General features: G+C 71.6%; 26 protein-coding genes. 14 read left to right on the forward strand and 12 right to left on the reverse strand.

Annotated elements, in window-relative coordinates; all coding sequences use genetic code 11:
* Window positions 1-406 precede the first annotated feature (406 nt).
* The 3 genes from WMI84_RS09835 to WMI84_RS09845 form a co-directional block, all read right to left on the reverse strand.
* The gene (locus WMI84_RS09835) at window positions 407-1,201 is read right to left on the reverse strand and encodes a PepSY domain-containing protein (RefSeq protein ID WP_347352646.1); all 795 of its coding nucleotides are present in this window, start codon (window positions 1,199-1,201) and stop codon (window positions 407-409) included.
* 746 nt (window positions 1,202-1,947) lie between these two features.
* The gene (locus WMI84_RS09840) at window positions 1,948-2,352 is read right to left on the reverse strand and encodes a VOC family protein (RefSeq protein WP_347352648.1); all 405 of its coding nucleotides are present in this window, start codon (window positions 2,350-2,352) and stop codon (window positions 1,948-1,950) included.
* 64 nt (window positions 2,353-2,416) lie between these two features.
* Entirely contained in the window at window positions 2,417-2,920 is a 504-nt protein-coding gene (locus WMI84_RS09845) for a histidine phosphatase family protein (RefSeq protein ID WP_347352650.1), read from the reverse strand.
* Between the two features lie 116 nt (window positions 2,921-3,036).
* Here WMI84_RS09845 and WMI84_RS09850 point away from each other — a divergent pair, with 116 nt between their 5' ends.
* The 3 genes from WMI84_RS09850 (at window position 3,037) to WMI84_RS09860 (ending at window position 4,904) form a co-directional block, all read left to right on the forward strand.
* Window positions 3,037-3,402 carry a GNAT family N-acetyltransferase gene (locus WMI84_RS09850; protein ID WP_347352652.1) on the forward strand — a complete coding sequence of 122 codons (366 nt, stop codon included), beginning with the start codon at window positions 3,037-3,039 and terminating at the stop codon, window positions 3,400-3,402.
* 25 nt (window positions 3,403-3,427) lie between these two features.
* Window positions 3,428-3,889 carry a carboxymuconolactone decarboxylase family protein gene (locus WMI84_RS09855; RefSeq protein ID WP_347352654.1) on the forward strand — a complete coding sequence of 154 codons (462 nt, stop codon included), beginning with the start codon at window positions 3,428-3,430 and terminating at the stop codon, window positions 3,887-3,889.
* Between the two features lie 133 nt (window positions 3,890-4,022).
* Window positions 4,023-4,904 carry a hypothetical protein gene (locus tag WMI84_RS09860; protein ID WP_347352656.1) on the forward strand — a complete coding sequence of 294 codons (882 nt, stop codon included), beginning with the start codon at window positions 4,023-4,025 and terminating at the stop codon, window positions 4,902-4,904.
* 45 nt (window positions 4,905-4,949) lie between these two features.
* On the opposite strand, the gene WMI84_RS09865 is transcribed toward WMI84_RS09860, so the two are convergent.
* Window positions 4,950-5,426, reverse strand: coding sequence for a TlpA family protein disulfide reductase (locus WMI84_RS09865; RefSeq protein ID WP_347352658.1), 477 nt, complete (start codon window positions 5,424-5,426; stop codon window positions 4,950-4,952).
* A 266-nt stretch (window positions 5,427-5,692) separates the two neighbouring features.
* Here WMI84_RS09865 and WMI84_RS09870 point away from each other — a divergent pair, with 266 nt between their 5' ends.
* Window positions 5,693-6,040, forward strand: a complete 348-nt coding sequence (locus tag WMI84_RS09870) for a hypothetical protein (RefSeq protein WP_347352659.1) — start codon at window positions 5,693-5,695, stop codon at window positions 6,038-6,040.
* A gap of 35 nt (window positions 6,041-6,075) precedes the next feature.
* On the opposite strand, the gene WMI84_RS09875 is transcribed toward WMI84_RS09870, so the two are convergent.
* Complete coding sequence (locus WMI84_RS09875) at window positions 6,076-6,591, reverse strand: putative immunity protein (RefSeq protein ID WP_347352661.1); 516 nt, start codon at window positions 6,589-6,591, stop codon at window positions 6,076-6,078.
* A 174-nt stretch (window positions 6,592-6,765) separates the two neighbouring features.
* Here WMI84_RS09875 and pcp point away from each other — a divergent pair, with 174 nt between their 5' ends.
* From pcp to WMI84_RS09895, 4 genes are all read left to right on the forward strand, one after another.
* Window positions 6,766-7,398, forward strand: coding sequence for a pyroglutamyl-peptidase I (gene pcp, locus WMI84_RS09880; RefSeq protein ID WP_347352663.1), 633 nt, complete (start codon window positions 6,766-6,768; stop codon window positions 7,396-7,398).
* Between the two features lie 131 nt (window positions 7,399-7,529).
* Window positions 7,530-8,336: a MerR family transcriptional regulator gene (locus tag WMI84_RS09885; RefSeq protein WP_347352665.1), complete on the forward strand. Its 807-nt coding sequence runs from the start codon at window positions 7,530-7,532 to the stop codon at window positions 8,334-8,336.
* Window positions 8,333-9,244, forward strand: a complete 912-nt coding sequence (locus tag WMI84_RS09890; protein ID WP_347352667.1) for an ABC transporter ATP-binding protein — start codon at window positions 8,333-8,335, stop codon at window positions 9,242-9,244. Before WMI84_RS09885 ends, WMI84_RS09890 begins: the two co-directional genes overlap by 4 nt.
* Window positions 9,241-10,029 (forward strand): ABC transporter permease subunit, encoded by a 789-nt coding sequence (locus tag WMI84_RS09895; RefSeq protein WP_347352669.1) that lies wholly within the window; start codon window positions 9,241-9,243, stop codon window positions 10,027-10,029. Before WMI84_RS09890 ends, WMI84_RS09895 begins: the two co-directional genes overlap by 4 nt.
* A gap of 76 nt (window positions 10,030-10,105) precedes the next feature.
* On the opposite strand, the gene WMI84_RS09900 is transcribed toward WMI84_RS09895, so the two are convergent.
* The 3 genes from WMI84_RS09900 to WMI84_RS09910 form a co-directional block, all read right to left on the reverse strand.
* On the reverse strand, window positions 10,106-10,867 hold the full coding sequence (locus WMI84_RS09900) for a hypothetical protein (protein ID WP_347352671.1): 762 nt from the start codon (window positions 10,865-10,867) through the stop codon (window positions 10,106-10,108).
* Between the two features lie 10 nt (window positions 10,868-10,877).
* Complete coding sequence (locus WMI84_RS09905; RefSeq protein ID WP_347352673.1) at window positions 10,878-11,462, reverse strand: hypothetical protein; 585 nt, start codon at window positions 11,460-11,462, stop codon at window positions 10,878-10,880.
* A gap of 90 nt (window positions 11,463-11,552) precedes the next feature.
* Window positions 11,553-12,245, reverse strand: coding sequence for a helix-turn-helix transcriptional regulator (locus tag WMI84_RS09910; RefSeq protein ID WP_347352674.1), 693 nt, complete (start codon window positions 12,243-12,245; stop codon window positions 11,553-11,555).
* A gap of 250 nt (window positions 12,246-12,495) precedes the next feature.
* Here WMI84_RS09910 and WMI84_RS09915 point away from each other — a divergent pair, with 250 nt between their 5' ends.
* Window positions 12,496-13,518 carry a zinc-dependent alcohol dehydrogenase gene (locus WMI84_RS09915; RefSeq protein WP_347352676.1) on the forward strand — a complete coding sequence of 341 codons (1,023 nt, stop codon included), beginning with the start codon at window positions 12,496-12,498 and terminating at the stop codon, window positions 13,516-13,518.
* Window positions 13,519-13,833: 315 nt separating this feature from the next.
* Here the strand turns inward: WMI84_RS09915 and WMI84_RS09920 are convergent, their stop codons facing one another.
* Window positions 13,834-14,061 (reverse strand): phosphatase PAP2 family protein, encoded by a 228-nt coding sequence (locus WMI84_RS09920; RefSeq protein ID WP_347352677.1) that lies wholly within the window; start codon window positions 14,059-14,061, stop codon window positions 13,834-13,836.
* Between the two features lie 267 nt (window positions 14,062-14,328).
* Complete coding sequence (locus WMI84_RS09925) at window positions 14,329-14,742, reverse strand: type II toxin-antitoxin system PemK/MazF family toxin (protein WP_347352679.1); 414 nt, start codon at window positions 14,740-14,742, stop codon at window positions 14,329-14,331.
* Window positions 14,743-15,099: 357 nt separating this feature from the next.
* Between WMI84_RS09925 and WMI84_RS09930 the strand changes: the two genes are divergently transcribed.
* The 5 genes from WMI84_RS09930 to WMI84_RS09950 all read left to right on the forward strand — a co-directional run bounded on the left by WMI84_RS09930 (window position 15,100) and on the right by WMI84_RS09950 (window position 19,488).
* Complete coding sequence (locus WMI84_RS09930) at window positions 15,100-15,480, forward strand: hypothetical protein (protein WP_347352681.1); 381 nt, start codon at window positions 15,100-15,102, stop codon at window positions 15,478-15,480.
* Entirely contained in the window at window positions 15,477-15,896 is a 420-nt protein-coding gene (locus WMI84_RS09935) for a hypothetical protein (protein WP_347352683.1), read from the forward strand. Before WMI84_RS09930 ends, WMI84_RS09935 begins: the two co-directional genes overlap by 4 nt.
* A gap of 195 nt (window positions 15,897-16,091) precedes the next feature.
* The gene (locus tag WMI84_RS09940) at window positions 16,092-17,831 is read left to right on the forward strand and encodes a hypothetical protein (RefSeq protein ID WP_347352685.1); all 1,740 of its coding nucleotides are present in this window, start codon (window positions 16,092-16,094) and stop codon (window positions 17,829-17,831) included.
* 174 nt (window positions 17,832-18,005) lie between these two features.
* Window positions 18,006-18,500 (forward strand): pyridoxamine 5'-phosphate oxidase family protein, encoded by a 495-nt coding sequence (locus WMI84_RS09945; protein ID WP_347352687.1) that lies wholly within the window; start codon window positions 18,006-18,008, stop codon window positions 18,498-18,500.
* On the forward strand, window positions 18,493-19,488 hold the full coding sequence (locus WMI84_RS09950) for an NADPH:quinone reductase (RefSeq protein WP_347352689.1): 996 nt from the start codon (window positions 18,493-18,495) through the stop codon (window positions 19,486-19,488). The genes WMI84_RS09945 and WMI84_RS09950 overlap by 8 nt, the downstream gene beginning before the upstream one ends.
* A 100-nt stretch (window positions 19,489-19,588) precedes the next feature.
* Here WMI84_RS09950 and WMI84_RS09955 read toward each other — a convergent pair whose 3' ends face one another.
* Window positions 19,589-19,975: a type II toxin-antitoxin system VapC family toxin gene (locus WMI84_RS09955; RefSeq protein WP_347352691.1), complete on the reverse strand. Its 387-nt coding sequence runs from the start codon at window positions 19,973-19,975 to the stop codon at window positions 19,589-19,591.
* Complete coding sequence (locus tag WMI84_RS09960; protein ID WP_347352693.1) at window positions 19,968-20,201, reverse strand: type II toxin-antitoxin system CcdA family antitoxin; 234 nt, start codon at window positions 20,199-20,201, stop codon at window positions 19,968-19,970. The genes WMI84_RS09955 and WMI84_RS09960 overlap by 8 nt, the downstream gene beginning before the upstream one ends.
* Window positions 20,202-20,390: the final 189 nt, after the last annotated feature.

The following is a 20,390-nucleotide window of genomic DNA, read 5'->3' on the forward strand; positions in this document are numbered from 1 at the left end:
CGGGACGGCCGTTGTCGGGCTGCAAGCACTGACGACGTGGTCACGCTCCTGGGCGAGTTCATCACCCGGCGTGCCGCCGGTGTGGTCATGCTGCTCGGCCACTCTCCTATGGTGCCTACCTCGCCCGCGGAGTCGCCGCCTGCCACCCGGAGCTGATCGGCGGCCCGGCTATGCCGGCGCTGTCGGCCTGCTGGATCGATATCCGGACGCCACCCTCGCGGTCGTCGACGAGGCAGGCCATGCACTCGTGCACGAGCGGCCCGAACTGTTCGGCGCGTTCCTTCACGACTGGCTCGACCGCGGCCACTCAACGCAAACCTGAAGAGCATGCCGCGCCCGGCCCTGCCTCTACCAACACCGCAAGGGAGCGTTGTGACGGGTGACGCACCACCCCTGGGCAGTGACGTCAGTCGTGCTCACCTGAGCCGGGCTTGTTCTGCAGGACCTTTCCCGACCCGGCGTCGATCAGCACCTCGTAGGTCGTGCCCGAGCTCGTGACGTCGGCCTCCCACACGATCGTGCCGCGATGATCGTCGAGGTTCAGCTCCGTGATCGTGTCCGGTCGGGCGGCGAGCACGGCCGCGGCAGCCTTCCGGTAGTCCAGTGTTGCGGCCTGCGCGGCCCGCACGTTCTCCGCCTTGTCCTCGGCGCTCTGCTGCTCGATGCGCGGCCCGGACACCACCTTCGTGCCCTCGCGGGAGACGTGCACCTCGTGCTGCACCCCGCCGTTGGTGACGAGGTCCACCTCCCAGAGGTTGCGGTCTCGGTCGAGGTCGATCGAGACCACGGTCCCTCCGGCGACCGCGGACCGCGCGGTGCTACCCGCGCTGACGGCCTGCTGGGCGCCGGCGGGCCGGGCCGATGCGGCCGAGGTCGGCGTCGTGGCCGGCGTGGTCACTGCCAGTGCGGACGTGCCGCTCGGCAAGGTCGGCGTTCCCGTGGTGGCACTGGTCGTCGACGTGATCCCGTTCGCCGGCGCGGGTGACTCCCCGGACGACCCGCAGGCGCTGGCCAGTGCCACCACCAGAGCCGCTCCGGCCAGCTGTGCCGGGCGACGGGTCGCCCGGCGTCCCACCGCGCGTGTTGTCTCGGTGTATGTCGTCTCGGTCGGCTGGACCTCGGCCGACCGGGTTTGTGCGGAGGGGGTCCGGGTCCACGGGGTCCCGATGGACGAGGTCTGGTTGGCTACGGGCTTGTGCACGACTGACGCCTCCTCTGGTCAAGGGTGTTCGTCCTCATCGTCAGCGTGACGCGCCGTTGTGAGGCAGCGGTGACGACACCATGAGAGGCCTCTCATCCGTTCTCCCCGAACCCGCCGCCAACCGCGGGCCGACACGGCGCGGTCGCCACCTGACGATCTCCCTTGAGTGTGTTGCAGCAGAGTCGTAGTACTGCAGGGCGGTGTTTGGCTAGCCTGAAGCACGGACGTCACGGCGCACCGCTACCTCGGCGTGCAGGGCCGCAGCTCGTCGCTCTCCCGACCGACATCCGTCGCCTGTTGTACCTGGACCGGCCCGGAGCGCAGCCGGAGCTCACCGAGCGCGCCGGCGGCGTCCTCGAGCTGCGTGCCGCACTTCCGGCCCCGCCGAACAGCAGTGGTTCTGGGCGGAGCGCTGGCAGGAGCGCGGACGCGAGGTCGAGGAGCATGTTGCTGCCGGTCGCGTTCGAGACCTCGCCGCCCTGCAGCGAGCCCCGCCGGAACGCCGGCACGTTCGTGATCCGGCCGAGCACCAGCGACTTGAGGTCCTCAAGCTCGCTGACGGTCATCGTCGAGTAGTCCCTGCCCATGCCGTCCTCCACCGATGCCCGGCTCGCTCGGGCGACCGCACCACGGTGCCGCATCCAGCTGCTGTGATCGCGCACCGGGAACCAGCCTGCGCATCGAGGGTCATCCAGTCGAGCGACCGTGTCGCTCCCCCGTCCGAACGACCCGACCCGTGCGAACGGTCAGCGGTCGCGGGCAGACAACACGCAGAACTCGTTGCCCTCCGGGTCGGCCAGCACCGTCCAGGACGCCTGCGGCGACTGGCCGACGTCGACCCGGCGGGCACCGCGGGCGATCAGCTCCGCGATGTGCGCGTCCCGGTCCTGGGACGGGTGCGGCGCCAGCTCGAGGTGCAGCCGGTTCTTGACCTGCTTGTCCTCGGGCACGGTCACGAACACGAGCCCCTGCGGCAGGCGGTCCCAGTCCTGCGCGGGGACACGGGCCTCGGCGTCGACCCAGCGCGGCGCGATGCCCGCCTCGTCCGCCGACTCGTAGACGATCGCCCAGTCGAGCGTCTCGGCCCACCACCGGGCCTGGGCGCGCACGTCGTAGGAGTCGAGGACCACGGAGTACCAGTGCAGCGCCACGACGCCGGACTGTACCCACCGCAGGTCCCCCTGTCAGGCCCGCTCACCTCGGGTCGGCGTCGAGTCACTCCTGCGGTGGCCGGCCCGACGCCCGCAGCACCGCGCTGCTCTCACCGGCCGCCGACCAGGGCCCGGGCCAGGTGATCACCGCCACGGTCGAGGTGGGCATCGCGACCCACTCGCCGGTCAGTATGGCGGCCAGCTGCTCGACCGCGGGGTTGTGGCCGACGAGCGCCACCGTGGCAAGACCCTCCGGGAGCCCGCGAACGACAGCCGCGAGGGTGCGGCCGGCGGCGGCATACACCCGCTCGTCGATGCGGACCGGCGGCGGGTGGCGCAGCTCGGCCGCGACGACCTCCCACGTCCCCTGCGCGCGGCGGGCCGGGGAAACGACGGCCAGCTCGATGGGCTCCGTGTGCGCGGCCAGCCAGCGGCCGGACTCCCGCGCCTGGCGCCGGCCCCGTGCGGCCAGCGGCCGGTCGATGTCGGCCTCGTCGCCGGACCAGTCGGACTTCCCGTGCCGGATCAGGACCACCGTGCGCTCGGTCGCCATCCACCCAGTGCCCATCCATCCAGTGTGACGCCGACCGGGACCCGCCGCCCGACCCATTGCTGGTGCCTGTCGCACCGGATCGGCGCTGCCGAGATCGAGGAGCTGGGCGAGGGCAGTCGCGAGCGTGCGCGATGCGGCGGCTCTGCGAGCGGCCGCACCCGCCCGGGGTGGTGGCCTACCGGGCCGGCCGGCCGGCCGGATGGTGCAGCATCGGTCCCCGGGCCGAGATCACCCGGCTGGTCCGCTCGCGGCTCATCCGGCCGGTCGACGACCTGCCGGTGTGGAGCATCGTGTGCGTCGTCGTCCGCCCGGGACATCGTCGGCAGGGCGTGACGGGCCCGCGCGCCATCCACGGTCGGCGTGCACCGACCAGTTCGCCCATTCTCCTGCTCGGCAGCGAATCACTCACGCCCACAACGGTTTTGGATTCGCTCGCAGCGCGGCCAGGCGCTCGGACCCGATCCGAGGCGTACGATCGAAGTGTCGGAATTGCTTGAATCCTCAAAAGGAGGTGTCACTTCCGTGACACAGAGACTCTCCATCCACGACGTCGACCCCGACGCCTACACCGCCGTCTTGGCCCTGGAGAAGTACGTACACGCCGGGAAGCTGGACGAGCGGGTGGCCCTGCTCGCCAAGATCCGGGCGTCCCAGATCAACCACTGCGCCTGGTGCCTGGACATGCACGTCGCCGAGGCACGCAAGGCAGGTATCGACCAGCGCCAGCTCGACGTGCTCGCCGCGTGGCGTGAGGCCCCGGCGCTGTTCACCCGTCGTGAGCAGGCCGCGCTCGCCTTTACCGAGCAGGTCACGCTGATCAGCCAGGACGGCGTCACCGACGACGTCTGGCACGAGCTGACCGCCGTGTTCGACGACAAGGAGACCGTGCTGCTGCTCATGGCGATCACCGCGATCAACGTCTGGAACCGGATGAACGTCGCGGTCCACACCGACCTGCCGGACCGCCCCTTCGCCGCGGGCTGAGCAGGACGCGGGGCGCTCGCCCCGCCGCCATTGTCCGGTATGCCGCCGAGCTCCCTCGGCGGCATACCTCTGTCCGGGCGGGGTGGCCCGCGCAGAGGGCAACGCTCCCAGCCGGCCTTCCTACCATGGAGCCATGAGCAACCACGCACCCCGCTCCGGGCCGCTGCGGGCGGCCCGCAGCTGCTACGACCATCCCGCCGGACGGCTCGGCACCGCCTTGGCCCGCGCGGCGGTCCAGCGCGGCTGGGTGCTGGAGGAGGGTGACTCCTGGCGGCTCGCGGACGACGCCGCCGCGCAGGTCTCGCAGGCCCTCGGCCTCGACGTCCACCTCGACACCGCCTCGCGGCGCCCCGACCTGCGGCAGTGCCTGGACTGGACCGAGCACCGCCCGCACCTGGCCGGCAAGCTGGGCGCCGCCGTCCTCGACGCGCTGCTGGCGGCCGGCTGGGTCGCACGGACGCCCGGCAGCCGCGTCCTCGCCGTGACGGCCCTCGGCGCGGAACGCCTGCGGCACAGCGGGATCCAGGGCGTCGCCGTGGACGCCTCCGGTTGCGAGGCCGACAACCTCTGCTTCTCCGGGGGCGTGAGCGTCACCGTCGCTGCCGCCGAGGAGTGGGGGGACCTCGTCGAGCGGGCCGCACGCGAGGGCTGGACCGGGGTCACCGCGCTCGCCGGTCTCGCGGGCACCGTCGCCGATGCCGTCACCGGCAACTTCGCCGCCTACGGCCAGCAGGTGGCCGACGTGGTCTGGTCGGTGCGCACCTGGGACCGGGCCGAGCGCACGCAGCGCACCTTCGCGATGGCCGACTGCGGGTTCCGTTCCGGCGGCTCGCGGTTCGCCGCGGGCGAGGGCGAGCGACGGTACGACATCGTGGAGGTGGCGTTCCTGTTCCGCGCCGGCACCATCACCGCGCCGTTGGACGACCCCGCCCTGACCCGCCTGCTCGACGTCGCGCCCGGCGAGCGGGTGCCGCTGCCGCGGGTGCGCGAGGCCGTGCTGGGCGCGTCCGGCTGACCACGTCGGCCGCGGACCCGACGGGGCCGGCCCCGGCGCCCGGCGTCACACCGGCTCGGTCAGCAGGTGGTCGACGGCGGCGCCGAGCGGCAGGTCCTCGACCTGGCCGAACGCCTTGAGCCGGATCTGGCCGGTCTTGTCGACCAGTAGCAGGGTCGGCGTGCCCTGCAGCCCGAGGCGGTCCATGGTCGCCGGGATACCGAGCTCCTGGGGGCGGTCGACCGCGACCGGGAACGGGATTCGGTACTCGTAGAGGAAGGCCCGCAGCGCCTGCGGCCCGGTGACATGGTGGTGCTCGAAGACGGTGTGCAGCCCGATGACGACCAGCTCCGGTCCGAAGGTCCGGTGCAGGCGCGTGGCCTGCGGCAGTCCGTGCGTCACGCAGCCGGGGCACAGCATCTGGAAGGCCTCGATCGCCACGACCCGGCCGCGCAGCGCCGTCATCGACTCCGCCGGCGGGTCGCCGAACCACTGCGTCACGTCCAGCTCACCGATCGGTCCGTGCCTCAACAGCTCCCGCATGCTCTCTCTCCTTCGCGCTCTCCTCCAGCATCCACCCTGCTCCCCGGGCGGGCGGAGCGCTCGGTCCCCCCGGGCCGGAGCACGCCTGCTCGTCATCACCTACCCGCCCCCGGCCCGGGTATGCCGCCGAGCCGGCTGGGCGGCACACCGACGCGGGTGGGCGGCCGGGCACATCGGCCCCGGGGACCCGGCGGTCGTGCGGGCCCCGGCGGTCGTGCGGGCCCCGGCCGGCCAGTGGGAGAATGGAACCGAGAAGGTGGTACACAGTGACGGAATCGACGAAGCTGGACGAACAGGCCCAACGCATGCGGGCGGCAATCTCCCCCGTGCTGGTGCTCGGCCCGGAGTTCCTGTCCGGGCGACGGGACGCGGACGACATGGCGCACACCATGGTGCGCGCGGTGCAGGCGTACGTCAGCGACGAGCAGGCCCGCGGGCAGGCCGGCAGTGCTCGCGCTCCGCTCAGCCCGGCGGCGCAGGAGCTCGAGGGGGCCCTGGCCGAGATCTACACCTGCGGGTCGGGCTACCTTGCCGACCGCTGCGACTCCGACTGCGTGGCCCGCACGATGACCCAGATCGTGGGCGAGTTCGGCGACCGGGACCAGGCCGGCTGACGCCGGCAGCTGCGCGGGTCAGCAGTCGAACACCGTCAACAGTCGAACACCGACCAGCACAGGTCGTTGCGGCGCGCTTGGTCCTCGATCACGAGCGCCCGGATCGCCATGGGCAGCTGCTCACGCTGCCACCTGCACTCGTACGACCCGGCGTCCTGCGCCTCGGCCGGGGTGACGGAGACCCGGGCGGCCTTGATCGCGTAGGCGGCCGCGCCGAGGTCGTGCTCGGGAACGTGCGCGACGACGGCGGCCTGGCCGGCGGCATACGCGGCGAAGCGTGGCGCGCCCCGCAGCGGACGCGCCGCTGCCATGGCGTGCCCGCCGAGCGCGCGGGTGCGCATCATGGTCAGCTCACCGCGTGCCCAGGTCCGGGCGGCCTCGACCGCGGCTCGGGGTCGTGGGTCACCCGGGGCGGTTGCCTCGAAGAGCGAGAGGACGTGCTCCGCGCAGGCGGCGGCCCAGAGGGCGAGCAGCTGGTGGTGCTCGTCGGTCAGGGTGCCGCCCCGGCGGATGGTGACCAGTCGGGGGTCGCGCACCGGCGGCAGGATCACGGACGGGCCTGCGAGTCAGGGAGGAAGACGTCGTGAGCCGGGCCGCCCTGTGCGCTTCGGCGGCAGGCCCGGACCTCGCCACGGGGGTCGACGCGGCGGGCGATCTGGGCGATGGTCACTTGTCAAGGAAAGCATCCACGGGCCTGGCCTGTGGACCGATGCGGGAGGTGGCACATGACAGGAGTACTGCTCACCGGTTTCGAGCCGTTCGGCGGCGCTGCCGCGAACCCGTCCGCGGACGCGGTGCGCCTGGCCGCGGACCGGTGGCGAGGGCCGGAGCCGCTGGCCGTCGGCATCCTGCCGGTGACCTTCGCCGGCTCGGGTCCCCGCCTGCGTGCCCTGCTGGCCGAGCACGACCCGGAAGTCGTGATCGCCGTCGGTGTCGCCGGTGGCCGCAGCAGCATCGGCGTGGAGCGGGTGGCCGTGAACCTGCGGGATGCGCGGATCCCGGACAACGCCGGCGCACAACCCAGCAGCGGCCCGAGCGTCCCGGGCGGGCCGCCGGCCTGGTTCGCGACGCTGCCCGTCAAACGGATCGTCCGGGACGTGCGGGCCGCGCACATCCCCTGTGAGCTCTCGCTCTCGGCGGGCACGTTCGTGTGCAACAACGTGTTCGCCCACGCCATGGACGCGGCCTCGGCGCGCGTGCGGGCCGGCTTCATCCACGTCCCCTGGGCCACCGGCCAGGCGCCACACGGCGAACCCGAGCTGCCCCTGGCCGACATCGCGCGTGCGCTGTCCATCGCGGCACGCACCGCGCTCGACGCACCGGACGACGTCGACGAGCCCGGGGGCACGCTGCACTGAGCTGCGGTGGTGATGGCGCCCAGTGCTGACGGCGCTCCGGGCGCGGCCGGCTGCATGCTGCTGCCGACCCTTCGCCGGTCGTGGTGATCGGACGTTGACAGTGACGTCACGTCACACCGCACGATAGGCCCATGCGCGTCAAGGATCTCGCCGACCTGGCCGACACGACGGTGCGCACGGTCCGCTACTACCACCAGCTCGGCCTGCTGCCCGTGCCCGGGCCGGGCACCTCCTGGCGCTCCTACGGGTTCGCGCACCTGGTCCGGCTCATGCGCATCCGCTGGCTGGCCGAGTCCGGGGTGCCGCTGGCGGAGGTGTCGCACCTGCTCGGTCCCGCGCGGACCGGCCACGAGCAGCAGGCGCTCGAGCAGGACCTCACGGCCGTGCAGGCCTCCATCGACGCCCGGATCGCGGACCTGGTCGCCCAGCGGGACCGGGTGGCCAACCTGCTCGAGCAGGTGCGCGCCCACGGGCGGCTGTCCCCGCTGCCGGACGCCCTGGTCCGGATGTACGCCACGCTGCTCGACCGGCCGCTGTCACCCGAGCTGCACGCGGCGATCGCGCGGGAGCGTGACCTGCTCGAGCTCGCGTGCTACCGCGTCCCGCTCCCGGCGGACCTGCTCCGGCTCGTCGACGCACTGCACGAGGGGCCACTGGACGAGCTCTGCGACCTCATGGAGCAGGTCCACCGGATCGACCGGGCAGCCGGCCCGCAGCTCTCATCGGACCAGCGGGACCGGCTCGAGGATCTGGTCGCGCGAATGCTCGACCTGGCCTACCGGACCGACCCGGCGGCCGCCGCCGGCCTGATGGAGCTCGCGGCCGCGCTGGACCGGCCCGGCGTGCGGGCGGCCGTCGAGCTGGCCTACCGCTCGGCGACCTACCGGCACCTGGTCACCGCCGTCGTGGCCCTGGCCGGCGCCCGGAGCCGACGATGACCAGCCCACCGGTCCTGGCCGAGGACCTGACCAAGTCCTTCGGCTCCCGACGCGGGATCACCGGCGTCAGCCTCGTGGTCGAGCAGGGGCAGGTGTTCGGTTTCCTCGGCCCGAACGGGGCGGGCAAGTCGACGACGATCCGGTGCCTGCTCGGCCTCTACCGGCCGACGAGCGGGCGGGTCCGCACGCTGGGCCGCGACCCGACCCACGGCGCCGCCGGCTACCTGCGGGAAGTGGGCTACCTGCCCGGCGAGCTGCGCCTGCCTGAGGCGCTCACCGGCGCCGACGTGTTCGCCCGGTTCGGCCGGATGCGTGGCGCAGCCGACACCGCCTACCGCGACGAGCTGGTCGAGCGGCTCGGGGTCGAGACGGACCGCCCGATCCGGTCCCTGTCCAAAGGCAACAAGCAGAAGGTCGGCATCGTGCTGGCCCTGATGCACCGGCCGCGGCTGCTCGTCCTCGACGAGCCGACCTCCGGGCTCGACCCCCTCCAACAGGACGAGTTCGCCACCCTGGTCCGGGAGCACGCCGCAGACGGGGGCACCGTGCTGCTGTCGTCGCACGACCTCGACGAGGTGCAACGCGTCGCCGGACGAGTCGCGATCATCCGTGAGGGCCGGATCGTGGCCGACGACACCGTGACGGCCCTGCGCGCCGACGCCCCGGACACGATGGAGCTGACCTTCGACCACGACGTCGACGCGGGTCCGCTCACCGAGCTGGCCGGGATCACCGTGCTGGCCTCGGGTCCGCGCCGCATCACGCTGACCTACACCGGGCCGGCGGCGCCCGTCCTGGCCGTCGTCGCCCGGCTCGCACCGGAGTCGCTCACCGCCCACCCGGCCGACCTCGACGAGCTGTTCCGGCGGCTCTACGACGACGCCCCGACCCCAGGAGGACGACCGTGAGCGCCGACGTGTCCCGGCTCGACCTGCGGCTGCGCCGCCGGATGCTGCTCGGCACCGCCCTGGGCACGGCGGCATACCTGCTCGTGGTCGTCGCCATCTACCCGTCCTTCAAGCACGACGCAACGCTCAACGCCCTCGTCATGGCCAACCCGTCGGCCGCGGCCGCCTTCGGGGTCACCGGCTCGATCACCACGCCGGCCGGGTGGCTCAACGCCAACATGTACGCCAACTTCGGGCCGCTGCTCGCGCTGCTGCTCACAATCGGCTACGGATCGGCCGCGATCGCCGGCCAGGACGCCGACGGGATGCTCGGGCTGCTCGCCACCCAGCCCCTGTCCCGGGCGCGCATCCTTGCCGAGAAGCTCGGTGCGCTGCTCGTCTGCAGCGCCGTCGTGCCGGCCGTCTCGTATGTCGTGTGCCTGGCCGGTCCTCGTTTCGGCCTGGTGCCGGGCTGGGGCGCGCTGGTCGGCGTGACCATCGCGATGGCCGTGCTCGCGTTCGACCTCGGCGCGTTGGCGCTGCTGGTCGGGGCCCTGACCGGCAGCCGCGGCACCGCCCTGGGGGTCGCCTCCGGGCTGGCGGCGGCCACCTACCTGGTCAGCTCGCTCGCCGCGGTCAACGACACGGTCCACCGGATCCGCTGGCTCTCCCCGTTCTACTGGAGCGTCGGCAACGGGCAGCTCGAGGGCGGGGTCTCGGTCGCCGACCTCGCCAGCCTCGCCGGGCTCGGGACCGTCCTCTCGGTGGCCTGCGTCGTGGCGTTCCGGCGGCTCGACATCCATTGAGGGCCAAGAACATCCGCGCCGGGTTCCGCCTGCAGCGGCCACGAGTCGGTCCCGGCCCGCAGCCGCTGCCGGCAGCTCAGCGCAGCCTGATCCGCTCGGCGGGGGCACAGTAGCCGGTGATGCGGTCGAGGATGCTGCGAAGGGACTCGGCACCATCCTCGTTGCCGGCCTCCTCCGCCCGCGCGGCGGCCGCCTCCAGCCCGGCGACCAGCGTGGTGGCGGTGACTCCTCGGGCGTTGGCCTCCAGCAGCGCAGTGACCAGCCCCGCTGCGGGGGCACCCGCGCCGACCGACTCGGCCAGCTGCTGCAGTCTCGGCTCCATGGACTCGGCTCCAGCGCTTGTAGTGGTGGTCGGGCAGGCCGAGGCGGGGGCGGGGGCAAGTGCCCAATTGGCGGCAGTTGCCGCGATGTACCCACGATAGGTCGCCAGAGCCATGTTCTGCGCGGGCGCGATGACGGCGTGCTGCGGCTGACCGTCCAGGGGCGCGGCCCGGTCGGCCAGCTGCTGGGGCACGAGCGTCGCGGTGTCCAGCTGCCACATCTGCAGCCCGGCCGCACCGGTGCCGTTCCACGGTGCACCCTTGGGCCGACGGTGCGGCGGCAGGTTGCACCCGGACCCGTAGGCGACCGAGATGCCCTGCGGTACCTGGTCCGGCGGCGGATCCGGGTTGGCGGCCATCGGGGCGACCCACGGGGCCTCGTTCTGCTGGTAGGTCACCACATCTGCGGCGTTGCAGGGCGGTTTGGTCCGCACCCCGAGCGCGTTGGCGTTGTCGTCTGCGACGAGCGGACCCGCCACGCCCTGGGCGGGCTTCATGCCGCGGTAGACCAGTGGCATGACCGGCGCCTCACGCGGTCCGGTGGTTGTAGGCGACCCAGCAGTAGCTGGCGACTCCCGCGGGGTTGTCATTCACGTCGTGCGCGGCCGCGGTGACCATGTACGCGTCGACGATCAGCCCGTCCGGGAAGTTGTAGCGCTTGGAGAACGGCGTCCACTCGAGCGACTCCTCGCCGAACCGCTGCTGGAACAGCGTGCCCAGGTTGTTGGCCAGCTCGATCGAGTCACCCGCGTTGATCGAGTCCTTGAACACCGACTGCAGGTAGGACTGGATGTCGCTGATGCCGTTCTGCTTCTCCCACACGATGATGTCCTCGGCTGCAGCGATCGGCAGGTCGCCGGTGACCGGTTGCGACCGGAGCCCCTGGTAGTAGTAGCCGTACTGGGTGGCGAAGTTCGCCTCGCAGTACTGCCACGTGTCGGTGGTGATGACCGAGCCCGGATCGCCGGCGGCTGCCGGGGGGCGCTTCTCAGGGAGTCGGCCGACCGCGGTGCTGGTCGCTTCCCCCGCGAGCAACGCCTCGGCCGCCGTGGCCAGCGCCTCGAGTGCGATCGGCGCGACGACCTTGATGACCTCTTTGACAGTCTGTCCCATGGTGTTCCTCCTTGCGTGGCAGGCGGGTTGGTGCTTCCCGCCGGAATCGTCCTGACGCACCAATCGTGGTTCGGAGCACCGAAGTACACATCACCAAATTTGGTGATACGTCCCGCTTGTCCGTCGCATCGGATCGAAGTGGCGGGTAACGCCGAAGGTCGCCCGGGCGGTGTCCAGCGCGGTGAAGGCACCGGAACGTTCCGCCATACCCACCGCCGCCACCTGAGAGCTCACGCCGAGCTTGCTCAGCACGGCCTTGATGTGGCTGCGGACCGTGTGGACGGAGCGGGACGTCCGCTCCGCGATCTCCACGGTCGAGGCCCCGTCCATCAGGTCCTCCAGCACCAGCGCCTCGAGCGAAGTCAGGCGCCGCAGCGCCGCCGCCTCGTCGACGCGGCGCCGAAGCTGCTCTGCCGACCGGGGATCCGGGGCCCGGCCCGACCGCACCTGTCGCAGCTTCTCGTCGACGAGACCGACCAGCTCGGCGAACGGCGCTGCCGCATTCAGCACGAAGGCGCCCCGCTCGGCCAGGGGCAGCAGTACCGGCAGGGCTCCGCTCGGCCCGACGGCCACGCACCTGCCGGCATGCCGGATGCTGTGCAACGGCCCGCCCGCCCGCTCCACGTCCTCGATCACCAGCACCGTCGGCACCCAGTTGGCGTCGGGCAAGTCGGACAGCGGGCAGAGCCGCACCGGCGCCCAGGTCAGACGTGCCAGGGCCGCCGCCATACCCACGCTGAGGCTGCCGGTCGACGACCCCGTGACCACGACCTCGTCGGACATCCGCCGTGCATAGCAGCCAAAGAGCGCCATCTCAGGCCGACGTTTGAGGACTGGGACCAACGATGGCAAACGTGGCCGGCCGACGCCAGACGTTCGTATCGAGGCAGCATCGAATCCGGTGGCCATCTGTCCCGGCAGGCGATGCGGACCGCGCGACGCCCAACCGACCTGGGCTACTACTTCGCGTAGTTTTCAGGTATGGTCGCCGACGACGTTGTGATCCAATGGCGTTCGCCCCAAGGAGGCACTCATGAAGGCTGCCGTCGTCCCCGCTCTCGGGGCACCGCTGGAGGTCCGTGATCTCGAGCAACCGACCCCCGGTCCGGGGCAGGTGCTCGTCGCCGTCGAGAACTGCGGGCTGTGCCACACGGACATCCATGCCGCCCAAGGGGACTGGCCGGTCAAGCCCAAGATCCCGCTCATTCCCGGGCACGAGGGCGTCGGCCGCGTCGTCGAGGTGGGTCCACCCCTCGGGGCCGACTCGCCGGTCTCGGTGGGCGACCGAGTGGCGATGCCCTGGCTGGGACATGCCTGCGGGCGGTGCCGCTACTGCGTCGCAGGATGGGAGACCTACTGCACGGCCCCGGCCTACACCGGATACACGATGGACGGTGCCTACGCGCAGTACGCCGTCGCCCACGCCAGCCACGTGGTGCCGGTCCCGGACGGGGTCTCCTCGTTCGACGCGGCCCCGCTGACCTGTGCCGGGGTCACGACCTACAAGGCGCTCAAGGTGGCCCGCCCGCAGCCCGACGAGACTGCCATGGTCGTCGGCATCGGCGGGCTCGGACACCTCGGGCTGCAGTACGCCAAGCTGTTCGGGGCCATGACGGTCGCGGTCGACGTCGAGGACGACAAGCTGCAGCTGGCCAAGGACCTGGGCGCGGACCACACCGTCGACGCGCGCGACGACCAGGCCGAGCAGCTGGACGCGCTCGGCGGAGTCGACATCGCGCTGGTCACGGTGCCCTCGCCCGCGGCCATGCGCGCCGCCCATGCCGCGCTCAACCCGAACGGGCGGCTCGTGCTGGTCGGGCTCCCGGCGGACAACCGGGTCGAGCTGCCGGTGTTCGAGACCGTGCTCAAGGGGATCTCGGTCATCGGGTCGCTCGTCGGGACCCGCAACGACCTGGCTGACTGCTTCGACCTGCATGCCCGCGGCCGGACACGGGTCGTGGCCGAGCCTCGTGCGCTCGAGGACGTCAACGGGTGCTTCGACGAGATCCTTGCCGGACGGATCCCAGCGAGGCTGGTCTTCGACTTCGCGAGCTGAACCTGGTCGCCGCCTGTCGGGGGCAAGGGGTACGGAAGGCGCCGCCGTTCGCCTATCCGATGCATCTCTGCCGCATCGGCCCAGGGGCTCGTCTGCGCGACGGAACTCAGGTCGCCCTGGAGCTGGAGGGATGTCAGCATCACGACGTGGCCGCGGAACATCCCCGCCCCGACATCGTCCCCGCAACCACAGTGCGATACGCCGGGGCTTTGCCCTCGGGTGCGGCAACGGGACCCACGCGTCATGTGGCTCGTGGTCGGTGCGCCGGTCGTGACCGGTGGTGTTCCCACGCCGTTGCCGCCACGACCGAGATCGTCAGGAGGGCTGCGCTGCCGACCACGTCGAGGAGGTAGTGGTTGCCGGTGTGATCACAACGGCGACCATCACGAGCGGGAACAGCCATACCAGTGTCGCTGTGCGCGGGCGGGGGCGGCGGATGGCCAGCCACGCCGCGCAGGCGCACACGGCCGACCAGCCGACGTGCAGGCTCGGGAACGCCGAGAAGTGGTTCTGCCCGGTGGACAGGTCACGGGAGGCGCGCATCGCAGACCGCCTCAAGGCGGAAGGGCGGATGACACCTGTCGGGCGTCGGGCACTCGGACGAAGCCGACCCGGCGATCCGGAGTGCTCGCACTGCGCTTGAGCCCAGCGAGCTCCGTTCGGGCTCGGTCCCCATCGCGCCCGCCAGGTGCTGCGTCGCCTGGGGCGCGGGGAAGGCTCGAGGACCCACCGCGCCGCTCGCCACATGAGGATCCCGCGCCACATGAGGATCCTGCGCTGGTCACGCACCGCGTGACGATCGGGCTGTGGCTACGGGTGATGCGGTGAGGTGGCATTGTGAACGCCGAGGTAGTGGGCCAGCGCGAGCTCGACTTCGCCGAGCTGGTCTCGGGTGAGGTAGTCGACCGGGTCGCCCACGACGTAGCGGGTGTCGATGGAGCGGACCTGGTCGACCAGGAGCCGGGTCATTCGTCCGGCGATCTCAACCTCTGGTCGGTGGATGGATGGCCCGGCCGAGGTCGAGGTGGGGAGCACCGTTGCGACCGACAGTGGGGAGTCGGAGGGGGAGACCACCAGTCCGAGGCGCCTGCCTCCTTGTTCGTGGCCGCGGTGGGGTCCGAGGTCGATCCGGTAGACAGCTCCCCGGATCACCAGGCATCGGGTTCGGTGTTGAGGTCCTCGTCCTTGAGAGCCTCCGCGTCTGCCCGGAACTGGCCCAGCCACCTCTCGTGATCGAGGAGCCGTAGCGCTCGACGCAAGATGTCCGATGTGCTCTCACCTGGGCGAGCAGCATCGCGCAGGATGCGTTCGTCGTCCTGCGTCGGTCGGAAGCCGATTGATCCAGCCATTCCACCATTGTAACCCGTGTTCGACATTTGTTCGACGCCGGTGGACGGGCTCGGAGGCACCGATCGCGGCCCGAACCCCGGGGTCGCTCGAAGGTCGCCAAGGCCAGGGGCCGACCCGAGAGGAAGAAGCCCAAGCGCAAGCCACGTCAGGAGCGCGAGGTGATAGGCGGGGTCACGATGTGCCGTCCGTTGTCACGCAGTAGGGGTGTCAGTTTCACTCGAGGAGGACACCATGCCAAGTGCCAACCGGAGGACGACCCCGATCGCGGTCGACGCGGACCAGATCGAGGGCCGATACGCACAGCTTGCCGACTACACCGTCAGCTTCGAGACGTTCAAGCAGGACGCCGACCCCGCACCGTACTTCGTCGGCCTGCCCGGCGACCGTTGCCCGTGCGCACACTGGGGGGTGGTCACGGCGGGTCGGCTCACCTTGCGGTGGCCGGACCACGCCGAGACCTACGTCGCCGGCGACGCCTACTACGCGCCGGCCGGGCACCTGCCACTGGTGACGGCCGGTACGTCGATCGTGGAGTTCAGCGCGGCCGCGGAGCTGGCAGCGGCGATGTCGGTTGTGGAGAAGAACCTGCTCGCGTCGGGAGCGCAGCGGTGAGCGTGACGAGGGCGCGCCGGCCCGAGACGAGCGTCGCCGTAGCGAACCTGATTCGGTTCCTCGAGACTGGCACGGCGCCGGACGCCTTGTTCGCGCCGGGCGTCTTCGCGGACGTGTCGCTGCCACGGTGGCGGGTTCAGACGGCGACCGCCGAGGAGATCCTGGCCGTCCGGGCAGGCAGTCACCCGTTCCCGGGGCAAGTGCGCGTCGAGCGGGTCGAACAGACCGACCACGGCTTCACCATCGAGTTCGCGGAGCGGTGGGACCACGAGGGGCAGAGGTGGTACTCCCGGGAGATGATCCGCGCCGACGTGGTGGACGACCGCATCGTGGAGATGTCCGTCTACTGCACGGGTGACTGGGACGAAGCCAGACAGCGTGAGCACGCCCGGGCGGTGCGGCTGATCCGTCCCTGAGCGACGCCGGGCAAAGCCTGATCCGTCCCTGAGCGACGCCGAAGCCTAGGATGGAGGATGGTGCGGCGTCCACCACCTTCGGTAGGTGATGTCCCGGTAGGTGATGTCCCGGTAGGTGATGTCCCGGTAGGTGATGTCCCGGTCGACGACGTCCTCGACCGCGCTGACGCTGCCCGCGGCGCGGGTCGTCGGCAGATGGCCGCCCGTCTGTACGACGAGGCGATCACCCGCTGCCGCGCCGAGGACGACATCGCCGGGTGCACGCGGGCCGTGCTCGGCGCGGCGTCGGTGCACGTGTTCGGCGCCGAGCCGGGCAAGCTGCCGGCCCAGCTCCACGACGCACTGGTGCGCACCAGCGACGACGCGAACCGCGCCCGTCTCGCGGCGGCGCTGGCCCGGTGCTGGGCCTACGCCGGTCACGCCGGACGCGCGGTGCAGTTCGCCGACGAGGCGGTGGAGCGCGCACAGCACGCGGCAGTCCCGGAACTGCTCGCCGACTGTCTGGACGCGGCACTTGCCGCCCGCTGGGGGCCCGACGAACTCGACGAGCGCGCCGAGTTGGCCACCCGACTCGACGAGGTCGCGGCGCACGTCCTCGACCCCGACGCGCGACTGCAGGCCCACTTGTGGGGGCTGCAGGTGGCGTGCGAGGTGTTGGACATCCAGTCGATCCACCGGCACATGCGCGCCCTGGAACGACTGGCAGAGGACTCGCCCCGCGCGTCGTTCTTCGCGGCCTCGCGACGGCTGATGCTCGACCTGCTCGGCGGACGCACCGACACCGCGGCCCGACTGGTCAGCATGGCCCGGCAAGCGTCCGAACGTGCCTCGCTCGCCGATGCGTGGATGGTGGTCGAGTCGATGCGCGGCTACTCCGCAGTCCAGTCCGGCGACACCGCCACCTGCGCGATCGTCGCGGAGGAGTGCGAGGAGTTCGCGTTGGCCGAGGGCGCCGCGGCAGTGTGCGCCGAGGCCGCCTTCCTCTGGCTCGGCGCCGGGCAGCTCGACCGCTCCCGCGCGCTGGTGCGCACGTTCTACGGGCACGTGCTCGACGACCTGCCCCGCGACGTGAACTGGCTGCTGACCATGCAGTGCGTACTCGAGGCAGCGCTCGCTACCGGAGACGGCGAGGTCATCGAGCAGGCAACCCGGCTGCTGATGCCCTACTCCGGACGGGCGGTGTTCAACGCGGGTGCGGTCATGTTCCACGGCGTCACCGACGACACCCTCGCGCGCGCAGCGGCCGTGCTCGGCGATCCGGACACCGCCGGCCGGCTGCGTGAACGGGCTCTCGCCGTGTACGAACGCCTCGGCGCCAGTTGGTGGCACGACCGGCTCAATGGGTGGCCGCCGCCCGGAACCACCACGTCACCAGCCGCGCGTGGCCGAATCCGGCTGCATCCGAGCGCGGACGGACTCTGGCTCGTCGGTCCCGCCGACGACGCCCGACCGGTACGAGGGTTGCGGGGATTCAGCTATCTGCGTGAGCTGCTGCGTCGGCCCGGCCAGCCGGTTGCCGCGCTCGACCTGGTCGGAGCCGTCGCGGGCGGCACCGCCGTGCAATCAGGGCTCGGCGGGCTGCTCGATCGTCAGGCGGTCGATGCCTACCGCCAACGCCTCCGCGACCTTGATCACGAGCTTGCCGAGGCCGAGGACTGGTCGGACCTGGGCCGCCGCGACACACTGCACGCCGAGCGCAGCGCGCTCATCGACGAACTCGCTGCCGCCACCGGGCTCGGCGGACGGGCAAGGCCCCAGGGCTCCAGCCACGAACGCGCCCGAGTGGCGGCCACCAAGGCGATCACCGCAGGCATCGACCGGATCACCACCGTCAATCCGCCCCTGGGCCGGTACCTGAGAACCACCATCCACACCGGTGGGCAGTGCAGCTACCAGCCTGACGCGCACGACCAACCGGACTGGATTCTCGACTGAACCTGGTGGGCACGACGGGGGACCGAGCCGGCACGCACGCCTAGGGCCTCACACGCCACCGGGACCGGTACGATCCCGGGGGCAAGGGCTAGGCAGGGGCCCGCGCAACCGCAGGGTCTATCGTCCGCACAGGAGTGCACCAAGCAGCAAGCTTTCTCGGAGAGAGTGGTAGCCATGGGTGTCATCGATGCGGACATGCGGTCGATCGTGGACAGTGCCAAGCTGGGGTTCGTCGCCACGGTCTGCGCGGACGGGTCACCGAACCTGTCCCCGAAGGGGACCATTCGGGTGTACGACGACGACCACCTGGTGTTCTTGAACCAGGCGTCCCCGGGTACGGTCGCCAACCTGCGGCGGGACCCGCGACTGGAGGTCAACGTGGTCGACTTCCTCAAACGCCGCGGGTACCGGTTCAAGGGCACCGCGCAGTTCCACGCGCCCGGCAGCGACGTGTTCGAGTGGATCCACGACTGGCTGGTCGCCACGCAGGGGCCCGGATATCCCGCGATCGAGGCGCTGCTGGTCATGGTCGAGCGTGCCTTGCCGGTGAACTCGCCGGCGTACGAGTGGGGCCACGCGACGGAGGCGGCCCTGCAGGCGTCCTGGGCCAAGACGTATGGCGTCCAGGTAGCGGGTCCCGGCACGGATGCAGGGGCGGCAGGTGCCTGACGTGCCGGAGGAGATGGACGCCGCGTACGTGCAACGGCTGGGACCGGCCGACGCGATCCGGTATGGGCGGCTGCCCGTGCCACGGATCGGACCGACCGACGTGCTGGTCGCCGTCCACGCCGTCACGGTCAACCCGGTGGACACGTTCGTGCGGTCCGGCGCCTACCGCACACCTACCCCGTTCCCGTTCATCATCGGCCGCGACCTCGCCGGCACCGTCGCCGCGACCGGCGAGGGCGCCGCCGGCTTCGCGGTCGGGGACCCGGTGTGGTGCAACAGCCTGGGCCATGGTGGTCGGCAGGGCTCCTTCGCGCAGTATGCCGCCGTACCCGTCGACCGGCTCTACCACCTGCCGGAGGGGGTCGACCCGGTCCAGGCGGTCGGAGTCGCCCACATGGCCGCGACCGCCTGGCTGGGTCTGTTCCGGCACGCCCGCCTCGGCCCGGGCGACACGGTGTACATCGGTGGCGGCGCCGGCAACGTCGGTCACGCCGCGGTACGCCTTGCCGTCGCGGCCGGTGCCCGGGTGATCGCCTCCGGCTCCGGGGCCGGCCTGGACAGGACTCGCGCTGCGGGTGCAGCCGTGGTGGTCGACTACAAGGAGCCCAGCATGGCCGAGCAGGTCCGCGAGGCCGCGCCCTCCGGTCTGGACGTGTACTGGGACACCTCGGGCCACCACGACCTCGACACGGCGATCGGGCTGATGGCCCGCGGAGGCCGGATCCTGCTGACCGCCGCCGGGCCGCGACGGCACGTCCCGCTGCCCGTCAGCGCCGCCTACACCCACGACGTGAGCCTGACCGGGTTCGCGATCAGCAACGCCACCACCACCGATCTGGCCGACGCCGCGCGAACACTGAACCAGCGCCTCGCCGACCACACCCTGACGGCGCAGATCGCCGACACCCTGCCCATGAGACAGGCCGCCGAAGCGCATCAGCGCCTGGAAGCGGGTGGCGTCCACGGCAGGCTCATCCTCACACCATGAGTCGAGGCAAGGCAGGGGCCGTAGCCGTCGACCTGCGCACCGCTGCCGGCTGCCACCTGCGCCGGGCGCGATCGACGCGATCAGCCACGCCTGTCGAGAGTCACGCCACGACCACGTCCACAGCGGGTGCGTCGCGCAGGCGGCGGTCGGTCGTGACCAAGGGAAGCTCGAGTGAGACCGCGAGCTGGACGTACAGGGCGTCGACCAACCGCAGCCGATGGCGTCGTGCCCAGGAGTCGACGAGCAGATCGTTCACCGCGTGCCGCCGGATCGGTGCAGCGGCGAGCACCTGGAGCCTCGACTCGACGTCTCCGGACCGGATGTCCCCTGCTCGGTGCAGTCGACCCAACGCGGACAGAACCTCGGCATCGAGGTGAGCCGGTGCATGCAGCCCGCAACCCACCAGCCGGCTGCGGACGGCACCACCCAGCTCGTTGCCCAGGAGGAGATCCACGATCGCCGAGGCATCGACCACGAGCTCAGCCATGGCGGGTGGGCGCCTCGTCGCGGGCCGCGTCCATCGCTTCCAGAGCGCGGTCGTGCGAGACGGCTCGCCCAGAAGCCGTGGCGGCGACGGCGGCGAGCCAGGCGTCGGTCGAGCGTTCGGCCAGGACTCGCCTCACGGCCTCTTGAGTGACAGCGGAGAGGTTCAGCCCCGCCTTCTTGGCCGCTGCCGCGAGGTCGTCCGGAAGATAGACATTCAACCGTGCCACAACACACATCATACACAAATAGGAGGTGCGGCCCCGGCAGCGGCTCACTCCGGTCGACGAGGCAGCAGCGAGGGCGGACGGAACAGTGGGACAACGCCTGGCCCCGGCTGGCTCAGTCGGCCAGCGACTCCCGCGCAAGGGTCTCGGGCTGGCTGGCTACCCAAGACGCGAGGAGCTTCAGCGCGTCGG

Source organism: Intrasporangium sp. (genome assembly GCF_039812505.1).
Lineage (GTDB): Bacteria > Actinomycetota > Actinomycetes > Actinomycetales > Dermatophilaceae > Intrasporangium_A.

Bases quoted from the DNA above. Each gene is read 5' to 3' on its own strand.
- WMI84_RS09845 (WP_347352650.1), bottom strand. From the start codon at position 2,920: ATGGGCACTGGGTGGATGGCGACCGAGCGCACGGTGGTCCTGATCCGG.
- WMI84_RS09850 (WP_347352652.1), top strand. From the start codon at position 3,037: ATGCGGCGGCTCTGCGAGCGGCCGCACCCGCCCGGGGTGGTGGCCTAC.
- WMI84_RS09860 (WP_347352656.1), top strand. From the start codon at position 4,023: ATGAGCAACCACGCACCCCGCTCCGGGCCGCTGCGGGCGGCCCGCAGC.
- WMI84_RS09865 (WP_347352658.1), bottom strand. From the start codon at position 5,426: ATGCGGGAGCTGTTGAGGCACGGACCGATCGGTGAGCTGGACGTGACG.
- pcp (WP_347352663.1), top strand. From the start codon at position 6,766: ATGACAGGAGTACTGCTCACCGGTTTCGAGCCGTTCGGCGGCGCTGCC.
- WMI84_RS09885 (WP_347352665.1), top strand. From the start codon at position 7,530: ATGCGCGTCAAGGATCTCGCCGACCTGGCCGACACGACGGTGCGCACG.
- WMI84_RS09890 (WP_347352667.1), top strand. From the start codon at position 8,333: ATGACCAGCCCACCGGTCCTGGCCGAGGACCTGACCAAGTCCTTCGGC.
- WMI84_RS09900 (WP_347352671.1), bottom strand. From the start codon at position 10,867: ATGCCACTGGTCTACCGCGGCATGAAGCCCGCCCAGGGCGTGGCGGGT.
- WMI84_RS09905 (WP_347352673.1), bottom strand. From the start codon at position 11,462: ATGGGACAGACTGTCAAAGAGGTCATCAAGGTCGTCGCGCCGATCGCA.
- WMI84_RS09910 (WP_347352674.1), bottom strand. From the start codon at position 12,245: ATGTCCGACGAGGTCGTGGTCACGGGGTCGTCGACCGGCAGCCTCAGC.
- WMI84_RS09915 (WP_347352676.1), top strand. From the start codon at position 12,496: ATGAAGGCTGCCGTCGTCCCCGCTCTCGGGGCACCGCTGGAGGTCCGT.
- WMI84_RS09920 (WP_347352677.1), bottom strand. From the start codon at position 14,061: ATGCGCGCCTCCCGTGACCTGTCCACCGGGCAGAACCACTTCTCGGCG.
- WMI84_RS09930 (WP_347352681.1), top strand. From the start codon at position 15,100: ATGCCAAGTGCCAACCGGAGGACGACCCCGATCGCGGTCGACGCGGAC.
- WMI84_RS09940 (WP_347352685.1), top strand. From the start codon at position 16,092: ATGGCCGCCCGTCTGTACGACGAGGCGATCACCCGCTGCCGCGCCGAG.
- WMI84_RS09945 (WP_347352687.1), top strand. From the start codon at position 18,006: ATGGGTGTCATCGATGCGGACATGCGGTCGATCGTGGACAGTGCCAAG.
- WMI84_RS09955 (WP_347352691.1), bottom strand. From the start codon at position 19,975: ATGGCTGAGCTCGTGGTCGATGCCTCGGCGATCGTGGATCTCCTCCTG.